At 72.8% G+C, this 17,155-nt stretch carries 20 protein-coding genes; 7 read left to right on the top strand and 13 right to left on the bottom strand.

Annotated elements, in window-relative coordinates; translation table 11 throughout:
* Positions 1-52: 52 nt before the first annotated feature.
* Both ACFUJ1_RS02270 and ACFUJ1_RS02265 read left to right on the top strand, forming a co-directional pair.
* The gene (locus ACFUJ1_RS02270) at positions 53-412 is read left to right on the top strand and encodes a hypothetical protein (RefSeq protein WP_378641556.1); all 360 of its coding nucleotides are present in this window, start codon (positions 53-55) and stop codon (positions 410-412) included.
* Positions 413-539: 127 nt separating this feature from the next.
* A complete protein-coding gene (locus ACFUJ1_RS02265) occupies positions 540-851 on the top strand; it encodes a helix-turn-helix transcriptional regulator (RefSeq protein WP_233021276.1) in 312 nt (103 codons plus the stop codon).
* Positions 852-913: 62 nt separating this feature from the next.
* Here the strand turns inward: ACFUJ1_RS02265 and ACFUJ1_RS02260 are convergent, their stop codons facing one another.
* The 5 genes from ACFUJ1_RS02260 to ACFUJ1_RS02240 form a co-directional block, all read right to left on the bottom strand.
* A complete protein-coding gene (locus tag ACFUJ1_RS02260; protein ID WP_378641554.1) occupies positions 914-2,239 on the bottom strand; it encodes a 2OG-Fe(II) oxygenase in 1,326 nt (441 codons plus the stop codon).
* Between the two features lie 312 nt (positions 2,240-2,551).
* A complete protein-coding gene (locus ACFUJ1_RS02255; protein ID WP_378641553.1) occupies positions 2,552-2,797 on the bottom strand; it encodes a hypothetical protein in 246 nt (81 codons plus the stop codon).
* A gap of 258 nt (positions 2,798-3,055) precedes the next feature.
* Positions 3,056-3,817 carry a class I SAM-dependent methyltransferase gene (locus ACFUJ1_RS02250; RefSeq protein ID WP_378641552.1) on the bottom strand — a complete coding sequence of 254 codons (762 nt, stop codon included), beginning with the start codon at positions 3,815-3,817 and terminating at the stop codon, positions 3,056-3,058.
* A 134-nt stretch (positions 3,818-3,951) separates the two neighbouring features.
* Complete coding sequence (pyrE, locus tag ACFUJ1_RS02245) at positions 3,952-4,485, bottom strand: orotate phosphoribosyltransferase (RefSeq protein ID WP_378641550.1); 534 nt, start codon at positions 4,483-4,485, stop codon at positions 3,952-3,954.
* 77 nt (positions 4,486-4,562) lie between these two features.
* Positions 4,563-5,144 carry a TetR/AcrR family transcriptional regulator gene (locus tag ACFUJ1_RS02240; protein WP_378641548.1) on the bottom strand — a complete coding sequence of 194 codons (582 nt, stop codon included), beginning with the start codon at positions 5,142-5,144 and terminating at the stop codon, positions 4,563-4,565.
* Positions 5,145-5,171: 27 nt separating this feature from the next.
* Here ACFUJ1_RS02240 and ACFUJ1_RS02235 point away from each other — a divergent pair, with 27 nt between their 5' ends.
* Positions 5,172-7,532, top strand: a complete 2,361-nt coding sequence (locus ACFUJ1_RS02235) for a PEP/pyruvate-binding domain-containing protein (protein ID WP_378641546.1) — start codon at positions 5,172-5,174, stop codon at positions 7,530-7,532.
* Between the two features lie 30 nt (positions 7,533-7,562).
* Positions 7,563-8,687 (top strand): hypothetical protein, encoded by a 1,125-nt coding sequence (locus tag ACFUJ1_RS02230; RefSeq protein ID WP_378641903.1) that lies wholly within the window; start codon positions 7,563-7,565, stop codon positions 8,685-8,687.
* Between the two features lie 3 nt (positions 8,688-8,690).
* Here ACFUJ1_RS02230 and ACFUJ1_RS02225 read toward each other — a convergent pair whose 3' ends face one another.
* From ACFUJ1_RS02225 to ACFUJ1_RS02200, 6 genes are all read right to left on the bottom strand, one after another.
* Positions 8,691-9,959, bottom strand: a complete 1,269-nt coding sequence (locus tag ACFUJ1_RS02225; RefSeq protein WP_378641544.1) for a cation:proton antiporter — start codon at positions 9,957-9,959, stop codon at positions 8,691-8,693.
* A gap of 76 nt (positions 9,960-10,035) precedes the next feature.
* On the bottom strand, positions 10,036-11,001 hold the full coding sequence (locus ACFUJ1_RS02220) for an alpha/beta fold hydrolase (RefSeq protein WP_378641542.1): 966 nt from the start codon (positions 10,999-11,001) through the stop codon (positions 10,036-10,038).
* A 27-nt stretch (positions 11,002-11,028) separates the two neighbouring features.
* Positions 11,029-11,355, bottom strand: a complete 327-nt coding sequence (locus ACFUJ1_RS02215) for a ScnB (RefSeq protein WP_378641540.1) — start codon at positions 11,353-11,355, stop codon at positions 11,029-11,031.
* On the bottom strand, positions 11,352-12,056 hold the full coding sequence (scnC, locus tag ACFUJ1_RS02210) for a thiocyanate hydrolase subunit gamma (protein WP_378641538.1): 705 nt from the start codon (positions 12,054-12,056) through the stop codon (positions 11,352-11,354). Before scnC ends, ACFUJ1_RS02215 begins: the two co-directional genes overlap by 4 nt.
* Positions 12,053-12,358 carry an SH3-like domain-containing protein gene (locus tag ACFUJ1_RS02205; RefSeq protein WP_378641536.1) on the bottom strand — a complete coding sequence of 102 codons (306 nt, stop codon included), beginning with the start codon at positions 12,356-12,358 and terminating at the stop codon, positions 12,053-12,055. The genes scnC and ACFUJ1_RS02205 overlap by 4 nt, the downstream gene beginning before the upstream one ends.
* Positions 12,355-12,777, bottom strand: a complete 423-nt coding sequence (locus tag ACFUJ1_RS02200; RefSeq protein WP_378641534.1) for a hypothetical protein — start codon at positions 12,775-12,777, stop codon at positions 12,355-12,357. The genes ACFUJ1_RS02205 and ACFUJ1_RS02200 overlap by 4 nt, the downstream gene beginning before the upstream one ends.
* A gap of 131 nt (positions 12,778-12,908) precedes the next feature.
* Here ACFUJ1_RS02200 and ACFUJ1_RS02195 point away from each other — a divergent pair, with 131 nt between their 5' ends.
* The 3 genes from ACFUJ1_RS02195 (at position 12,909) to ACFUJ1_RS02185 (ending at position 15,709) form a co-directional block, all read left to right on the top strand.
* Positions 12,909-13,349, top strand: a complete 441-nt coding sequence (locus ACFUJ1_RS02195) for a hypothetical protein (protein ID WP_378641532.1) — start codon at positions 12,909-12,911, stop codon at positions 13,347-13,349.
* Between the two features lie 110 nt (positions 13,350-13,459).
* On the top strand, positions 13,460-14,710 hold the full coding sequence (locus ACFUJ1_RS02190) for a GAF domain-containing protein (RefSeq protein WP_378641530.1): 1,251 nt from the start codon (positions 13,460-13,462) through the stop codon (positions 14,708-14,710).
* A 93-nt stretch (positions 14,711-14,803) separates the two neighbouring features.
* A complete protein-coding gene (locus tag ACFUJ1_RS02185; RefSeq protein ID WP_378641528.1) occupies positions 14,804-15,709 on the top strand; it encodes a DUF2797 domain-containing protein in 906 nt (301 codons plus the stop codon).
* Position 15,710: 1 nt separating this feature from the next.
* Here ACFUJ1_RS02185 and ACFUJ1_RS02180 read toward each other — a convergent pair whose 3' ends face one another.
* Together ACFUJ1_RS02180 and ACFUJ1_RS02175 are read right to left on the bottom strand one after the other, a co-directional pair.
* Positions 15,711-16,655: a dipeptidase gene (locus ACFUJ1_RS02180; protein ID WP_378641527.1), complete on the bottom strand. Its 945-nt coding sequence runs from the start codon at positions 16,653-16,655 to the stop codon at positions 15,711-15,713.
* 29 nt (positions 16,656-16,684) lie between these two features.
* Positions 16,685-17,110 carry a hypothetical protein gene (locus ACFUJ1_RS02175; protein ID WP_378641525.1) on the bottom strand — a complete coding sequence of 142 codons (426 nt, stop codon included), beginning with the start codon at positions 17,108-17,110 and terminating at the stop codon, positions 16,685-16,687.
* Between the last annotated feature and the right edge of the window lie 45 nt (positions 17,111-17,155).

Below are 17,155 nucleotides of genomic sequence, written 5' to 3'. Positions count from 1 at the left end.
GCAATTGCGAATGTCTTGGCGTACGGTGGGCTCACCGACGGAAGGAATCGCTGTGGCCCACATGGAAGTCGCGTTGAAGGATCTGATGATGCTGGACGGCGCGATCGCCGCGGCCGTCGTCGACTACGGCAGCGGGATGCCGCTCGGCACAGCGGGCGGGTCACGGGACTTCGACGTCGAGCTGGCCGCCGCTGGCACCACCGAGATCGTGCGGGCCAAGATGCGCACCATCGGCGACCTCGGGCTGGACGAGGAGATCGACGACATCCTGATCACCCTGCGCACCCAGTTCCACCTGCTGCGGCCCACCGGCAACGGGCTGTTCGTCTACGTCGTGCTCGATCGCGGCCGCGGCAACCTGGCGCTGGCCCGGCACAGCCTCAAGGCCGTCACCAGGGAACTCGAGGTCTGATCGCCGGATCGGCGCGGCCGCGGGGCCGGGAATCGGCGATTTGCTAGGGTTGGCGGGCAAATCTTCGGTGTGCCGGTGCGCTGGTTGGAGGGTCGACGTGGGCGGTGTGCGCCGGCCGCTGTACCGGATGAAAGCCGACTTCTTCAAGACGCTCGGGCACCCGGCGCGGATCCGGGTGCTGGAATTGCTGAGCGAACGCGAGCACACGGTGGCCGAGATGCTGCCGGAGGTGGACGTGGAACCGGCGAATCTGTCCCAGCAGCTCGCCATCCTGCGCCGCACCGGCCTGGTCACCGCCCGCCGCGAGGGGCTCTCGGTCACCTACGCCCTGACCTCGCCCCAGGTCGCCGAGTTGCTGCGGGTGGCGCGGGAGATCCTGACCACCGTCGTCACCGGCCAGGCCCAGCTCCTCGACGAGCCGGAGAGCGCGGAGAAGTAACCGGCGGTACCGGCGCCCGGCGCGGAGCCGGACGCCGATACCGCCCCGGGCTCAGGCGGGTCTCATCCGGCGCGCACCACGACGGCTGCCCGCCGGTACCACCGCTCGATGGTGTCGCCCTGGTTGCCGGTGTACCCCTCGGCCTGGTAGGCGTGTTCCTGCAGCACCCGCGTCGGTGTGGCGCAGCGGATTTCGTCGTCGTGCACCTGCTCCGAGACCGCCAGGCCGGCTCCGGCGGCATCGAGCCGCCAGGTCAGGGTGGTGATGACGAGTTCGGGCTCGTCGGTGCCGGTCGGGTTGGCGTCCGGGTGGTCGCTCGCCGAGCGGTCGCTCGGCTCGTCGAATATGTCCTCTTCGTCCTCGTCGCCCTCGATCGACTCCCACTCCTCGTCCACCAGCGCCCATTCGCCGTCGGCGAACTCCCACCGGCGGCGCCTGCCCATCATGCCCAGCTCATCGATGAAGGCGTCGGTGCGGTGATGGTGGACCACCTCGGTCAGGGCGAGCTCGACGGCGAGCCCGGCCGTTCCCGCGGCCGCCCGCAGTGCCGCCGCGCTCGCCGCGTCGGCGCCCTTGAGCCGATCCCAGCCGAGCCCGCGCTGCGAGTACTGGTGGTCGAGCAGGTACACCAGCTGCCGCGGCGCCTGGTGCTCGGGGCCGTCGCCGCGCCGCCAGTACGGGAGCGGGACCGGTGTCCCGAAGTAGGTGCGCAGCGCGGCGGTGAGCTGCGGAGTCGTCGCCGGGGGCGGGTCGGCGGGGCGGGTGTCGCCGGTCGCGATCAGGTTGTAGGTCAGGGCGATCCGGTGCCCCGCGGTCACCGGGAGCACCTCGTGCTCGCAGTCGGCGTAGAAGGCCACGTAGCCCACCGCGTCGGCCGCGCTCTCGGTGTGCAGCCGCCGGTCGCCGTGCTCGATGACGAGTTCGCCGCCGGTGCACTCCGTCGGCAGCGTCAGCACCAGCGTGCCGATCATGCCGTCGGCCTTCTCCGAATCGCGGTGCCTGCGGAAGAACTGGCCCGGCTCGTAGACCAGCAGCGAATGCGGCTCCGCGCGCAGCGCGCAGTCGGCGGGAAGCCCCAGCTCGGCGCGGACGGTGTCGAGAACCGCGGCGAAGCCGCCCCCGTCGACCCGGACCCGATCGAGGGGGACCTTCCAGGTGTCGCGCACCGCCGGGTCGAGCAGCGTCTGCTCGCCCCGGCCGAACCGCGCGGGCGCGGCCAGCGCGCGGAGCTGCCGCGCCTGCTCGGGCGGGACGGGGAACGCCAGCGGGCCGACGCCGTCCACCTCGACGGCGATGGTCGCGGGCAGGGTGCCGTGTGTGGCGAAAGAGCCGGATGCCGTTGTGGAACGGAGCAATTCGACGATGTCGGGCAGGGTCTGGTCGGTCATGGCCGCCCCCGGAGCGCAGATCTCATGCGGCAGAACGTAGCCGGGACCGGTGACAGGTTCGCGTCGTCCCGGAACTGGGACTTGCCCGGCCGCAGGGCCATCGGCATCGTCGCAGGTGAATCGAGAATCGCGGCGCCCGCCGAAATTCACCGAAATTGATGTCTTTCAAGGGACCAAAGTCCCTAGCTTTCGGCTACACTCAGCTTGTCCGGGTTCGGCTTGAGCCGCCACGACCCGGGCGGTCGGATACCGGTGGTCCGGGTCGAGATGTATCACGCAGCTCGGCCCGGCGCCATCCGCACCGAATTCCCCTCACTCCCGGCCGGGCCGCGTCCCGAAGTCCGGTGCCTCGAGCAGGCGGAAGCTGCCCAACACGGTGAGGCCGCGCTGGCGGAAGCGGGCCAGGAGGAGCTGCAGGTCGCGCGTGGTGTCGGCGGGGCCGGAGAGCACCGTCGTTCCCGCTGCCGTGCCGAGCGCCCGGATCAGGTCGGGGAAGGCGGAGAGCTGCTCGGGGTCGAGCTCGCCGGCGAGGACGAATCGGTACCACTGCGGAGGCACGCCGGACCACCTTCCGTTCCTTCGTGCCCCACGGACACCGATCGACCCACCAGTGTCCCCGCGCAGCGTCCCCGCGGCACCGGTCGCGGGGAAGTTCGGCGCGTCCCACCGCGATTTGTCGCGTTCTGCCCGGGTGCGGTCAATGCACCGAATCCGGTTGCGGGCCGGGAATATCGCGGGGCATCTCCGCCGCGACGAGGTGACTGCCGAGGTCGCCGAGGTGCACGCCGTCGGCGCGCCACGGCGAAGCGGTTCGGCTCACCTCGCGGGGGCCCGCTGGACGCCGGTGAGCATCGGCAGTACGAATTCGCCGTTCGCGGTTTCCGGGGTGGTGGTGAGGTAGGTGTGGATGCGGTCGAGCAGGGTGGTTCGTTCCTGCTCGGGGAGGGTGAGTACGCCCGCGCGGGTTGCCAGCGTCGCGACCAGCGTGTCGGCGGTGCGGCGCTGACCGTGCGGGAATTCGGCCTGCTCCGGTTCGCCGAACCGGCCTGCCGTCGGGAGAAACGGACCGGTCGCGGTGCGCCAGCGGCTGTGCGTGTCCCGGGGGCCGATCACCACGCGGCCACTGACCCGTTCCAGCCCGGCGACCCAGCCGACCCGGTCGTCCAGCACGTTCCACAGCCCCGCCACCGTTCCGCCCGGCGCGAGCACCCTGGTCAGCTCGGGGCCTGCCGCGGCCATGTCGAACCAGTGCATGGCATTGCCCGCCAGCACGGCGTCGACGGAGTCGTCCGGAAGCGGGATCGCCTCGGCGCTGCCGCGCAGGGCGCGCACCTCCGGCAGTGCGCGCCGCAGTTCGGCCAGCATCGCCGGGTCCGGCTCGACCGCGACCACCTCGGTGCCCAGTGCGGCAAGTACGCCGGTCAGCTTCCCGGTCCCGGCGCCGAGATCGAGCACCCGCGAGCCCGGTGCGAGTCCCAGCGCCCAGCGCACCGCCTCCGGTGCGTAGTCGGGGCGGTGCTCGGCATACGCGGCCGCGGCCGCGCCGAACGGGAGGTCGTGGACCCTGTCCTCTTCCATGCGGCCACCGTAGGGGAATTCACTCCGCGCAGAGGTAGAGAGCTCGGTGACGTCCCCGACGTCGAACAGCCGCAACGACATCCGCTCGGTCTCGAGCGCGGCGCCCATCGCCCGCGGCGTGGCCTCCGGCGGAATCATCGGCTCCGGTCGAGGAGATCTTTGGTGAGGACCGCGCGGACGGCGACGTCGTCGGCGGCGAGGGGGTGTTCGGCGGCGGGGGAGCGGTCGATGGCGCAGACCACCGTGGTGACGAGCCCGCCGCCGTCCCGGAGCGCCGAGGCGGCGGCGCGGACGGCGCCGCCGGTGGTGATGACATCCTCGATGAGGGTTACCGTCGCACCGGCGAACTCGCCGCCTTCGGCGAGCCTGCCCGTGCCGTAGGTCTTGGCCTGCTTGCGGACGAACAGGGTCGGCAGCCCGGTGATCTGGCTCAGCACGGTCGCCAGCGGCACGCCGCCGAGTTCGAGCCCGCCGAGCAGGTCGGTGCCCGCGGGCACCAGGCCCGCCATCTGTTCGGCGACCCGGCGCAGCAGCCGCGGGTCGGCCTCGAAGAGGTACTTGTCGAAGTACTCGGTGCTGGTGGCGCCGGAGCGCAGGGTGAAGCGGCCGTGCAGGCGGCAGCGGGCGTCGATGTCGCGGGCGAGGTCGAGCAGCGCAAAATCGGTCACGGGGTTGATCCTGTCATTCGTACGCCTCGCGCTGCTGCTCGTGGAGCCGGCGGTGCGAGACCGCCGTCGATCGGTGCTCAGGGCGCGCGGAGCCCGTCGAGCAGCAGTCGCGTCGTGCTCTGCACCCAGGCGTCGGTGAGCCCGTCCGGCCCGCGGATGAGCAGGGCGGCCAGCGCCGCGCCGATCACCACCTCCAGCAGGACGCCGCCGTCGAACCCGGGCCGCAGCTCGCCGCGCTCGATGGCGGCGGCGAGGTGGCCGTCCAGTCCGCGCCAGCCCTGCACGGCGAAGCGGTCGAGCAGCCGCTGGTTCAGGGTGGCGTCGGCGGCGGCCTCGCCGATCAGGCCGGGGACGGCGAGCCGGGCCAGCGGCGAGGTGAGCAGCGCGACGGTGCGGGTGACGACGGCGCGCAGGTCGGTCTCCAGCGCGCCGGTGGCGGCGACGGCCGAGGTGTCGGCCTCGCGGAACACCGCCTCGTGCACCAGGTGCGCCTTGCTGGGCCAGCGCCGGTAGACGGCGGGCCGCGAGGTGCCCGCCCGGTCGGCGATGGCGGCCATGGTCAGATCGGCGTAGCCGACCTCGGTGAGCAGCTCGGCCGCAGCGCTCAGGACCGCCGAATCGATCCGGGTGTCGCGGGGTCGCCCATTCTGCTCCGTCATTTCCGTGACACGCGTAACGTTTCGCCCGTGGGCACTACCGGACCCGTGGTCGCCGACCTGCGCGACATCACGGACGACAGCTTCGGCGGCAAGGCGAGCGGACTCGCCGAACTGATGCGGCTCGGCCTGCCGGTGCCGCCCGGCTTCGCGATCGCCGACGCCGCCGCGATCCCTGCTGCTGCCGTCATGGAACGATTCTCGCGCATGCGGGCCGCCGGATCGACGCCGGTGGCGGTGCGCTCGTCGGCCGCGGGGGAGGACGGCGCCGAGCTCTCCTTCGCCGGCCAGTACGAGACGGTGCTCGGCGTCGGCACCGAGCGCGACCTGGTCGCCGCCGTGCACCGCTGCGTCGCCTCCGCCGACTCCGGCCGCGCCACGCACTACGGCGCGGGCGGCGCCATGCACGTCGTGGTGCAGCAACTGGTCGACGCCGCCGCGGCCGGGGTGGTCTTCACCGCCGACCCGGTCTCCGGGCGCCGCGACCTGCTGGTGATCGACGCGGTGCACGGGCTGGGGGAGAGCCTGGTCGACGGCTCCGGGCACTCGGACCACCACGTCCTCACCGCCGCGGGCACCCCGGTGACCAGCGAGGTCGGCCCGCACCCTGTGCTCGCGCCCGACCAGCTCGCCGCCATCCGCACCGGCGCGCAGACCGCCGCCGCGCACTGGGGCAGGCCGCTGGACCTGGAGTGGGCGATCGACCGCGCGGGCACGCTGTGGTGGCTGCAGGCCCGCCCGATCACCACCCTGCCCGGCGAGCTGGACGAGATGGACACCCCCGTCTCGGCCGGGCACGTCTACACCCGCTGCAATATCGGCGAGATGATGCCGGGCGCCTTCTGCCCGCTCACCGCGGCGGTCAGCGGGTACGCCATCGACTACGCCATGCAGATGGTGCAGGTCATCGGCGGGGTGCAGCGGGGGTACGAGGAGCGCTGGCCGCAGGTCGGCTACTTCTACGGCCACATGTTCCTGAACCTGAGCGAGGGCACCGCGCTGAGCTCGGGCATCCTCGGCAACTCGCGCGAGCAGTTCTCGATGTCGGTCTGCGGCCGCGTGGTGGACGAGCTCGAGGCGGCTCCGCCCAAGCCGTTCGGGCAGCGGTTGCGGAACACGGTGCGGCTCAGCGCCTTCACGCTCAGCGTCGGCCCTGCCATCCGCGGGCTTCGCGCGGAGATCGACGGGTTCCCGGTGATCTCCGGGCGCGATCCGCGGGTCGTCCTGGCGCAGCTGGAGGCCGGGGTCGAGCTGTATCGCCGGGTGACGCTCACCCACGTCCGCTCCTCGTCGCGGGCGGCGGTGGCGGCGAACATCCTGGAGGATCGGCTGATCCGCGCCGCCGTGCGGCGGGGTGCGAGCGAGGCGGACGGCCGCGCCGAGGCGATCCGGCTGCTGGCCGGGGCCACCGACGTGGAGAGCGTCGTCATGGTCGAGCAGCTGACCGGTGTCATCACCCTGCTCGCCGCCGACCCGGACGCCGCCGCGGCGTTCCTGTCGGCGGCACCGGCCGACGCGGTCGAGTCGCTGGTGGCGGCGCAGAGCCCGGCCGGGGCGGCGCTGCGCGGATTCCTGGCGCGGCACGGCCACCGCGGCTACCGCGAGCTGTGCATGCGCGACCCCTCCTGGGCCGACGATCCCGACGGGCTCGGCTCGATGATGCAGATCATGCTGCGGGCCCCCGCGCCGGAGCGCGAGGAGGCCGCGGCCCCCGGTCCGCGCCGCGGCGCGCTGCGGCTCCTCGCCCGGCTCGCCCAGGGCGGGGCCAGGGGCCGGGAGGAGACGAAGTCCCGGATGGCCCAGGTCGCGCACCGGCTCAAGCGCGGCTACCGGCACCTCGGCGCGGTGCTCAGCGAGCGCGGCGACCTGCCCGACGCCGACCTCGTCTTCTTCTTCGACCGCGCCGAACTCGCCCGGCTCGTCGACGGCGACACCTCCCTCGTGCCGCGGGCGGAGCAGCGCCGCCTGGCGCTGCCGTTCCAGGCCGCGCTGCACTTCCCCGACGTCTCGGTGGGGCGGCCGGAGCCCGCCCCGCCGCGCGCCGCCGTCGCCGTCCCGGCCGACGGGGAGATCGTCGGCCGCCCCGCCGGGCGCGGCGTGGTGACGGGCGTCGTCCGGGTGGCGCAGTCGATCGTCGAGGCGCGCGACCTCCGCCCCGGCGAGGTGCTCGTCGCCCCGGTGACCGATGTCGGCTGGACCCCGTACTTCGCGGTGATCGCCGCGCTGGTCACCGACATCGGCAGCTCGGTCTCGCACGGCGCCGTCGTCGCCCGCGAGTACGGGCTGCCGTGCGTGGTGAACACCCTGGTGGCGACCACCGCGCTGCGCACCGGCGACCGCGTCCGGGTGGACGGCGACCGCGGTGTGGTGACCCTGATCAGCCGTCCCTGAACCGAATCCGAGGAGCCGAACGTGCCGCACGTGCCCGGGGTATTCCCGCTCGACGAGTACCCCATCCACCAGATCCCCGCCCCCATCGAATGGGTGGGCGGCGACCGCAACTTCTACGACCGGTCCTACTGGAACGCGCTCGACCACTCCGGCGAGCTCATGCTGATCACCGGCATCGGCTACTACCCGAACCTGGGCACCAAGGACGCCTTCTTCGTCGTCCGCCGCCGGGAGGAGCAGATCGCGCTGCACTTCGGCGACACGATCGACAGCGACCGGCTGAACCAGCACTGCGGGAACTACCGGCTGGAGGTGGTCGAGCCGCTGACCACCTCGCGGCTGGTGATCGCGGAGACCGACGGCGTCGCCGTCGACATGACCTGGCGCGCCTCGTTCCCCGCCATCCCGGAGCAGCGCCACGTCATGCGCTCGGGCAGCCACCGCACCATCATCGACGCGCAGCGCTTCGCCCAGGTCGGCACCTGGGAGGGCGCGATCAGCATCGACGGCACCGTCTACCCGGTGACCCCCGACCGTTTCACCGGCACCCGCGACCGCTCCTGGGGGCTGCGCCCGATCGGCGAGGCCGAACCCGCCGGGCGCCCCGCCGACCCGCCCTTCGGCGGCATGTGGTGGCTCTACGCCCCGATCGCCTTCGAGGACTTCGCCGTCGTGATCATCATCCAGGAGGACGCCGACGGCGAGCGCAGCCTCAACGACTGCCACCGCGTCTGGCCCGACGGCCGCACCGAGCAGCTCGGCTGGCCGCTGGTCTCGACCAGCTACCGGCCCGGCACCCGCCTGCCCGCCACCGGCACCCTCGCGCTGCGCACCCGCGACGGCGCCGAGGTGCGGCTGGAGCTGGAGTCGAAGCTGTTCCTCGCCATCGGCGTCGGCGGCGGGTACAGCCCCGACCCGGACTGGCTGCACGGCCAGTGGCACGGCGAGAACTTCACCGAGCGGCGGAACTACGACATGACCGCGCCCGAGGTGGTCGGCAGGCTGCCCTTCGGGCTCACCGACAATGTCGGGCGCGCGGTCTGGCACGAGGAGGGGATGGAGCCGCGGGTCGGCTGGGGGCTCTACGAGCACGGCGTGATCGGCGTGCACCGGCCGAGCGGCTTCACCGACTTCTTCCAGGCGGCGCCGGAGTAGGGGCTACTTCGCCGCGCTGCGCTCCCCGTCCAGCCTGCTCATCACCCAGCCCGCGCTGGCGCCGTGCACGAGCACCGACAGCACGATGGTGAACGCCGTGATCGCCCAGACGGTCTCGCCCGCCGCCCCGAAGTCGGTCTGCGCGAGCGCGTAGGCGACGTAGTACACCGAGCCGATGCCGCGCACCCCGAAGAACGCGGTCACGCGGCGCTCCCTCGGGTTCAGCTCCGGGCAGCGCCGCAGCGACAGCCACGCCGCGACCGGGCGGATCACGAAGACCAGCAGCACCCCGAGCAGCGCGCCCCGCCAGTCCAGCGCCGCCAGCAGCCCCGAGGTGAGCGCGGCGCCGAGGAGCAGCAGCACGACCAGGGTCAGCACGTGCTCGAGCTGCTCGACGAGGCTGTGCATCTCCTCGTGGTAGTCGTTGTCGCGCTCGATCCGCCGCATGGCGACGGCGCAGGCGAAGACCGCGATGAAGCCGTACCCGCCGATCAGCTCGGTGAGCCCGTACACCGCGAGCACCGCCGCCAGCGCCACGATCGGCTCGCCGCGGTCGGCGAGCCGCGCGTCGCGGACGGGGAAGCGGAAGAAGCCGCGGCCGAGCAGGTCGCCCGCGATCCACCCCGCGGCCACGCCGAGCGCCACCTTGCCGATCAGCTCCCACGCCACCCAGCCGGGCAGCCAGGTCAGGATCGGCCCCGCCGTCGCGAGCATGATCGCCAGGTAGACGAAGGGGAAGGCGAGGGCGTCGTTGAGCCCGGCCTCCGAGGTGAGCGCGAAGCGCACCTCGTCGTCCTCCTTGTCCGAGCCCTCGCCCGGCGTCGGCCCCTCCACCTGCACGTCGGAGGCGAGCACCGGGTCGGTCGGGGCGAGCACCGCCCCGAGCAGCACCGCCGCCGCGGGCGGCAGCGCCGCCGCCCACCAGCCGAACACCGCAACCGCCGCGATGCAGACCGGCATGGCGATGAGCAACAGGCGCCAGGTGGAGCGCCAGGTGCGCCAGTGCAGCGGCCGGTCGATCGCCAGCCCGACGCCCATGAGCGCCACGATCACGCACAGCTCGGCCAGGTGCTCGATCACCGCCGGGTGCGCGAGCGGGGAGACCACGTCGATGTCGGTGCGCCCGATCGCGAGCCCCGCCAGGGCCCCGATCCCGACGACCAGCATCGGCGCGGTGATCGCCCGATCCTTGAACAGGCGGGGCAGGGTCGCCGCGAGCAGCAGCGCGATTCCGGCGGCCAGGTAGGCGCCTTCGATATCGTTCTCGGTCATCGTCGTTCGCCGCGCGGGCACCTATCTCTCGGGGCAGTGAGTCTGCTCTACCCGGGAGGTTCCGGACGAAACGGTCTCAGCCCAGCCCCCGCAGGAAGGCGAGCAGCTCGGCATTCACCTCCGCCGGACGTTCCTGCTGCACCCAGTGCCCCGCCCCCTCGATCATGACCTCCCGGCAGGGCCCGGTCAGGATCTCGCGCATGCGGTGCCGCGGCGTGGTGAGCAGGGTGAAGTCGTCGGTGCCCGCGAGGAACAGGGTGGGCACGTCGATGGTGGGGGCGCCGGCGAGCAGTTCCCAGTTGCGATCGATATTGCGGTACCAGTTCAGCCCGCCGGTGAAGCCGGTGCGGGTGAACTCGGCGGCGTAGTGGTCGATCTCCTCGGCGGTGATCCAGTCCGGATCGCTCTCGGGCTCGGGCAGGCGTTCGACGAACCCCTCCGGCCCCGGCGCCACCAACCGCAGCATGGCTGCCTGTGCCCGCGGATCGGTACCGGCGCGCAACCCGCTGAGCAGGCGGCGGAGCGCGGTCCCCGGATCGGCGTCGAGCTCGGCGTCGGCGGGCCCGACCGGCTGGAAGTGGAGCATGTAGTAGAAGTTCTCGCCGAAACGCTTGGCCAGCACCCGCATGGGCGGGACCGGCGGGCGCGGCGTCGGCGGCACGCTCAGCACCGCGACGGCGGTGGTGCGCTCGGGATGCAGCTGCGCGAACCCGGCGGTCACGGTGGCGCCCCAGTCGTGCCCGACGATCACCGCCCGCTCGGCCCCGACATCGTCCAGCAGCCCGGCGAGATCGCCGGTGAGGCAGGCGATGTCGTAGTCCTCGACGGCCGCCGGCCGCTCCGACCCGCCGTACCCCCGCTGGTCGGGGGCGAGCACGTGATACCCCGCGCCGGCGAGCGCGGGGATCTGGTGCCGCCAGGAGAACGCGAGCTCGGGGAAGCCGTGCGCGAGCACCACGACCGGCGCGCCGCGATCACCGGCCTCGGTCACCCGCAGCGTCACGCCATTGGTGCGGACCGGCCGTTCGACGGTGCGATACATCCACCCAATCAACCACAGCCGGGTCCGCTACTCCCGATGCAACCGCTCCCGGACCGCGGCCATCCGCGCCGCCAGCTCGTCCTGGTCGATCACGCCGCGGTCCAGCAGCGTGTGCGCGGTGATCACCGCCGAGCGGGTGCGGACCGGGAAGTCGCGGTAGACGGTCTCGCCGAGCGCGTCCTCGGCGTGCCTGCGCTCCAGGTTGTCGAGTGCGCCGCGCCAGGAGAGGCACTCGCAGGTGGCCTGCATGCTCGACTCCCACGGGTCCGGCCTGCGGTCGAGGCCGGGCAGCGACTGTTCGCGCTCGGTGCCGTCGGGCAGGGTGGCGAGCAGGACGGCGTAGGGCGCGGTCATGCGCGGGCCTCCCCGTGCATGGCGTCCGCGGCCTGGCTCGGCGGTTTCTGCGCGGTCCAGCCGACCTGCGGCACCGCGACCCCGATCATGGTGTCGCGGGTGACGATGGCGGCCAGCTGCTCCTCGGTCCAGCCCTCGGTGCCCGCCGGGCGCATGGGCATGACCATGAACCGGGACTTCTGGTTGGAGTCGTGCACCCGGACGTCGACCTCGGCCGGGAAGTGCAGCCCGAACTCGGCGAGCACCTCGCGCGGCCTGCGCACCAGGCGCCTGCGGTAGTTCGGCGTGCGGTACCAGTCCGGGGACATGCCGAGCACCGGGCGCGGGTAGCAGGAGCACAGCGTGCAGACGATGACGTTGTGCACCTCGGGGGTGTTCTCCAGGACGTAGAAGAAGGTGTAGTCGCTCGGGGTGCCGGAGCCGGTGGGGTCGCGCCAGTCGATCCCGACCTCCCGGCAGGTCTCGGTGCCGTCGGCGAGCAGCCGCGCCTTGAACTCCGGGTCGGTCCAGGCCCTGGCCACCAGCTTGGAGCCGCCGTGCGGGCCGACGGTCTCGGCCCACTCGGCGAAGCGGCGGTGGTCCTCGCGGGAGAACAGCCCCTTCTCGATGGCGAGTTCGCGGATCGCGGTCTCCAGCACCTCGAATTCGCTGATCTGCCCTGCGGTCTCGATGGGGGCGTGGTCGTCGTGGTCGTGGGTCACTGCGTGTCGTCCTCCTGTGCGGGGGTCAGCCAGTGTTCGGAGATCTCGGTCTGCAGGGTGTCGGCGGGGAAGCCGGTGTAGCCGGGCCAGAGGTCGTGCTGCCGGAAGCGGACGACGTAGAACGGTTCGGTGCGGCCGTCGTCGCGGCCCCACGCCTCGTCCTCGGGGATGACCCACTCCGGGCGGTGCTCGACGACGGTGCCGGTGCGGCCGCGGGTGTAGAGCTGGGTTCGGGTGTGGAACAGGGTGGTGGCCGCGCGCACGGTGACCCGGTCGCCGATGTCGAAGCGGCGGGCCGTCACCGCGCGGCCTGCCTGGCGCGGACCTCGTCGAGCTTGGCGCTCAGCTCGTCGGGGGTGACGTACCCCTTCGCCACCAGCGTCTTCGCCGCGACCATGGCCCAGCGGGCGTAGTAGGGCAGCCCGAAGTAGAGGGTGGCGCCGAGGTCGTTCTCCGCGCGGCGGCGCTCCTCGGAGTTCCACACCCCGCGCCAGCCGAGGCATTCGCAGGTGACGTAGGTGTTCATCTCCCACTCCTCCTCGGTCTTCTCCAGGTACGGCACCGGGATGTCGGGCTGGCCGCCGACGTCGTGCAGCACGTGGCGCAGCGCGGCGAAGAGCTCGTCGGAGATGTCGTACGGGGAGTCGAGCGGCGTGCGCGCGACCGGCGCCACCCCGGCGACGCGGGAGGCGAGCTGGTCGAACCGATCCGGTGCAGTCATATCGCCTCCGCAGTGGCGTGCATCACTTTTATGACTCTAGAACATAACACGTGCTCAGGGTGGTGACGTTTACGCGGTCGCGCCGGTGGAAATGCGGGGTCGACAGCACAGCGGGACAGGGGACGGGGCAGATGGTCGCGGGATTCTCGAGGGCACGGCTGATGGCGGGCGTGCTGGGGTTGGCGCTGCTCACGGGGTGTGCGGAATCGCCGCCCGAGCAGCTCGGGCGAGAGGACCGGGCGGCCGCCGTCCCGGTGTTCGAACTGCACATGCCGGAGCAGGTGTGGCAGCGCACCGACGTCCGGCTCGGCGATCCCGGCGTCGAGGAGCCGGTGACGCTCGTCCCGGAGGCCGACGGCATGGTCCGCATCGACCTGACCGGCGAGCAGATGGCCGACTACCTCGTCGCGCTCGACCACAACGCGCACGGCGGCATCTCCGCCGACGACCCCGAGCTCGCCGCCGCCGTCTACGACCTCGTGGTCCGGGTGATCGACACGCTGCCGCCGCCCGCGCCGGGGCAGCCGGCGCCGAGCGTCGTCGTCCCGGCAACCGTCCTGCCCCCGGCCTGATCGCTGGCGCTTCCCGGCCCCGGTCTGGTCTACTGACCCGACCTCGACTGCCCGACCGGGCCGGGGCCCGCCTGCGGGCGACCCCCGACGACCCGAATTCCGAGGCACGAATGACAGCGATACCCGGGCAGACCGCCGCCGCGACGGCGGAGCAGGACCTGCGCGATCTGTTCGGACAGTCGGTCGCGGTGTACGCGACGCTCGCGGGCCCCGACCACGTGGTCGAGTCCGCCAACCCCGCCTTCCACACCGCCATCGGCAGCGACCGGGAAGCCGCGGGCCGCCCGCTGGCCGAGCTGCTGCCCGCCGCCGTCGGCCGCGACGTCGTGGCCGTGCTCGACCGGGTGCACCGCTCGGGCGAGGCCGCCACCATCAGGGACCTCCGCGTCGTGCTCGGCTCCGGCGCGCCCGCGCGGGAGGCGTTCTTCGACCTCACCGTCGAACCGCGGCGCGGCGGGGTCCAGGTGATCGGGGTCGAGACCACCCAGATCAAGCACGCCCAGCGGCTGCTCGCCGAGCAGCGGATCCTGGTCGAGCACATCGCCAGGCAGGCGCCGCTCGCCGAGGTACTGGACGGGATGGCGCGCTCGATCGAGAGCCTGGTGCCCGAGCCGGTCCTGGTCTCGGTGCTGCTCGCCGACCCCGACGGCGCGCACCTGCGCCACGGCGCGGCCCCCAGCCTGCCCGCCTTCTACAACGAGGCCATCGACGGCATCGCCACCGGCGAGGGCGTCGGCTCCTGCGGCACCGCCGCGCACCGGCGGGAACCGGTGATCGTCACCGACATCGGCACCGACCCCTTCTGGGCCGACTTCCGCGAACTCGCCGAGCGCGCCGAGCTCGCCGCCTGCTGGTCGACCCCGATCCTGGCCCGCGACGGCAGCCTGCTCGGCACCTTCGCCATGTACCACCGGCGCCCGCGCGTCCCGCGGGACAGCGATCTGGCGCTCGCCCGCGTCTTCGCGGGCACCGCCGCGCTCGCCATCGAACGCCACCACATCGAGCAGGCCAAGGCCGCCGCCGAGGCGCGTGCCGAGGCCGCGCGCGAGGAGTTGGCCGTTGCGCTGCGCGCCGAGCACGAGCTGCGGGCCGAAGCCGAGCGGCGGGCCGAGGCGGCCGCCGAACTCGCGGGGCGGCTGCGTTCGGCGGCCGCCGCGCAGGAGGCGGCGCCGCATCCGGAGCGGTGCCAGCTCGGCGGGCCGGAGGGGTGTGCCGATGTGGCGGAGATCAAGATCGCGGATTCGTGGGGGGATTCGGCGTGGGGTTGCCCCGCGCACGCCGAGGAGGCGATCCTGAACGTGCGGGCGGTGTTCATCGCCAGTGCGGAGCTGGGCGGGCTCGCCGCCTACCTCGGCCGCTGATGCGCTGAGCACGCGGGATCCGAAGGGGTACAGCGTGGTTGCGGTCGAGGGGTAGGTTGGAAGGGTTGTCGACGAGTCTCGTGGGGGTGGATCATGCGCGCCGGCTGGCGGGATGGTGAGCGATATCTGGTGCGCGCGGTGTCGTGGACGGGCGGTAGCCCGCACCTGGACCTGGCCGAGGTCGGCTCGGGGGAACGCACCGCCGTCCCGCTGATCGGCACGACCCTGGCGTTCAGCGTGCCGGAGCCCGGGCAGTTCTGCACCGGGCACGCGGTCTTCGCCGCCTCCGGCGAGGTGAAGGGCAGGGACTGCCCCGCGGCCCGGCCCGCGGTGACCGGACGGCAGTGCGCGGAGTGCGCCGCCGCCGACGAGTTCCGCTTCATCCACCACGTGCACCGCGGCGGCTACATCCCGGACGGCCTGCGCGAGTACGTCGCCCGCCCGCACTGGGTCTACATCGCCACCTTCGCCGACGCCTCCAGCAAGGTCGGCACGGCGGTGCACGCGCGCAAGCGGACCCGCCTCGACGAGCAGGGCGCCGTCCGCGCCACCTACCTGGCCTGGGCCGACTCCGGGGTCACCGCGCGGGAGTACGAAGACCTGGTCTCCGGCGCGCTCGACATCGTGCAGAGCAAGCGGCGCAGCGCCAAGCTGACCGCGCTCTCCCGTCCGCGGCCCGCCGCCGAGATCGAGCGGGCGCACGGGTGGGCCGTCCAGGAGGCGCGCGAAGTGCTGGAAAGCGCCTCGGCCGTGCTGCCGCTGGAGCCGTGGGAGCCGCCCGCGCAGCATGCCGGGATCGCCGGGGACGAGTACCCGCACACCCTCACCTCCGGTGACCACTGCCTGACCGTGGGGGCGATGGTCGGCTCCGTGGCATCGGTCACGGTGAACGGGGAGGCGGATCGCTACCTTGCCGATCTCGGGGTGCTCGCCGGGCGGCGCGTGGTGCCGGGTCCCGTTCGCTCGCCCGGGATCTCGACTCAGCTCGGGCTGTTCTGAGTCACCAGGTCCGCTGGGCGACGCGCAGGAAGTTGGCGCCGAGCACGGCGGCGATCTCGGCGGGTGCCCATCCGCGTGCGGCGAGGTGGTCGCCGAGGGCGAGGAAGGTCTCCGGTGGCATCCAGGTGATGGGGCCCCAGCGGGTGTAGGACTCGTCGAACAGGTGCGGGTTGCGGGCGATCTCGCGGAGGAAGTCCGCGGCGTCGAAGGAGTGGTCGGTGCTGACGCCGACGTGGTCGATGCCGACGAGGTCGACGGCGTATTCGAGGTGGCGGGTCATCGCCTCGAGCGTGGGGGTGTTGGGGCCGAGGAAGATGCCGACTCCGGTGATGCCGACGACACCGCCGGTCTCGGCGCATGCCCTGGCTTGGTCGTCGGTGATGTTGCGGGGGTGGTCCCACACCGCGCGCATGCACGAGTGGCTGTAGACGACCGGGCGGGTGGAGATTTCGCAGATGTCCAGCCCGGTGCGGGCGCCGCAGTGCGAGCCGTCGGGCACGATCGCTGTCGCGTTCATGTGCTCGATCAGGTCGCGTCCCCAGCGGGTGAGGCCGGGATCGTCGGTGTCGAGGCAGCCGCCGCCTGCGATATTGGCGTGGTTGTAGGTCGGGGCGAGGGTGCGGACGCCGAGGGCGGCGAAATGGGAGAGGTTGCCGAGGTCGCCGTCGAGGGGTGCGGCGTCCTCGAGGTCGAAGGCGACGCTGATCGTTCCCGGTGAGGTGTCCGGGATCTGCCGTGCGGTTTCGGCGAGGGTCAGCCGGGGATGCGCGGTGACGGCGGTGCGGTAGTGGTGCAGCAGGCGGGTGGCGTCGGCGAAGTCGTGGGGTGCGTAGCCGACGTTGATCGAGACGAAGGTGGGGCCGGGGTGGGCGAAGCGGGTGAGTGGTTCGACCTCGGCGTCGAGGTGCAGGGGGAGCGACGCGTGCTGGTCCCAGAGCAGGCTCATGGGTAGTGATTCTGCATTCGCGGGGTGCGTCAGCAGAACATGGTCGGCTCCGTACCGCCGGCGAGTACCCGGCCCGCGCCGATGACGACGGCTCCCACCTCGATGCAGGTCCGGCCTGGGGCGAACACCTGCCGCGAGCGGTGCAGTCCGGTGGTGTTCCCCGTGTGGCCGGTGGCGATGTCGGTGTACGCGACCGCGATCGAGGTCTGCACCTGCGCGTAACCGGACGGGTAGGGGTTGATCAGGTCGATCCAGCGCGTGTCGCACCCGGGGGAGCGGCGGACCGTGATCACCAGCCGGGTCGGGGCGCCCGACGGGTCGGTGAGCGGGACGGTCGCGGTGATGACCGAGTCACGCGCGCAACCGCTCTCGCGGGGATCGGTGGCGTTGAGCTCGGGACCCGCCTGCGCCGCGGGCGCCGCTGCGACCACCGCCGCGCACACGAGCGCCGCCATCACCGAATTCCGCACCACGCGCATCCCTTGCTCCCATTCGTCGCT

This window comes from Nocardia sp. NPDC057227, assembly GCF_042669725.1.
GTDB classification, from domain to species: Bacteria; Actinomycetota; Actinomycetes; order Mycobacteriales; family Mycobacteriaceae; genus Nocardia; species Nocardia asteroides_A.
Note: the sequence above shows the minus strand (reverse complement) of the source record. Positions and strands in the feature narration are given on the sequence as shown.

Bases quoted from the DNA above. Each gene is read 5' to 3' on its own strand.
- ACFUJ1_RS02190 (WP_378641530.1), top strand. From the start codon at position 13,460: ATGACAGCGATACCCGGGCAGACCGCCGCCGCGACGGCGGAGCAGGAC.
- ACFUJ1_RS02175 (WP_378641525.1), bottom strand. From the start codon at position 17,110: ATGGCGGCGCTCGTGTGCGCGGCGGTGGTCGCAGCGGCGCCCGCGGCG.
- ACFUJ1_RS02180 (WP_378641527.1), bottom strand. From the start codon at position 16,655: ATGAGCCTGCTCTGGGACCAGCACGCGTCGCTCCCCCTGCACCTCGAC.
- ACFUJ1_RS02265 (WP_233021276.1), top strand. From the start codon at position 540: ATGAAAGCCGACTTCTTCAAGACGCTCGGGCACCCGGCGCGGATCCGG.
- ACFUJ1_RS02195 (WP_378641532.1), top strand. From the start codon at position 12,909: ATGGTCGCGGGATTCTCGAGGGCACGGCTGATGGCGGGCGTGCTGGGG.
- ACFUJ1_RS02240 (WP_378641548.1), bottom strand. From the start codon at position 5,144: ATGACGGAGCAGAATGGGCGACCCCGCGACACCCGGATCGATTCGGCG.
- ACFUJ1_RS02225 (WP_378641544.1), bottom strand. From the start codon at position 9,959: ATGACCGAGAACGATATCGAAGGCGCCTACCTGGCCGCCGGAATCGCG.
- ACFUJ1_RS02185 (WP_378641528.1), top strand. From the start codon at position 14,804: ATGCGCGCCGGCTGGCGGGATGGTGAGCGATATCTGGTGCGCGCGGTG.
- ACFUJ1_RS02220 (WP_378641542.1), bottom strand. From the start codon at position 11,001: ATGTATCGCACCGTCGAACGGCCGGTCCGCACCAATGGCGTGACGCTG.
- ACFUJ1_RS02260 (WP_378641554.1), bottom strand. From the start codon at position 2,239: ATGACCGACCAGACCCTGCCCGACATCGTCGAATTGCTCCGTTCCACA.
- ACFUJ1_RS02200 (WP_378641534.1), bottom strand. From the start codon at position 12,777: ATGACTGCACCGGATCGGTTCGACCAGCTCGCCTCCCGCGTCGCCGGG.
- ACFUJ1_RS02215 (WP_378641540.1), bottom strand. From the start codon at position 11,355: ATGACCGCGCCCTACGCCGTCCTGCTCGCCACCCTGCCCGACGGCACC.
- ACFUJ1_RS02250 (WP_378641552.1), bottom strand. From the start codon at position 3,817: ATGGAAGAGGACAGGGTCCACGACCTCCCGTTCGGCGCGGCCGCGGCC.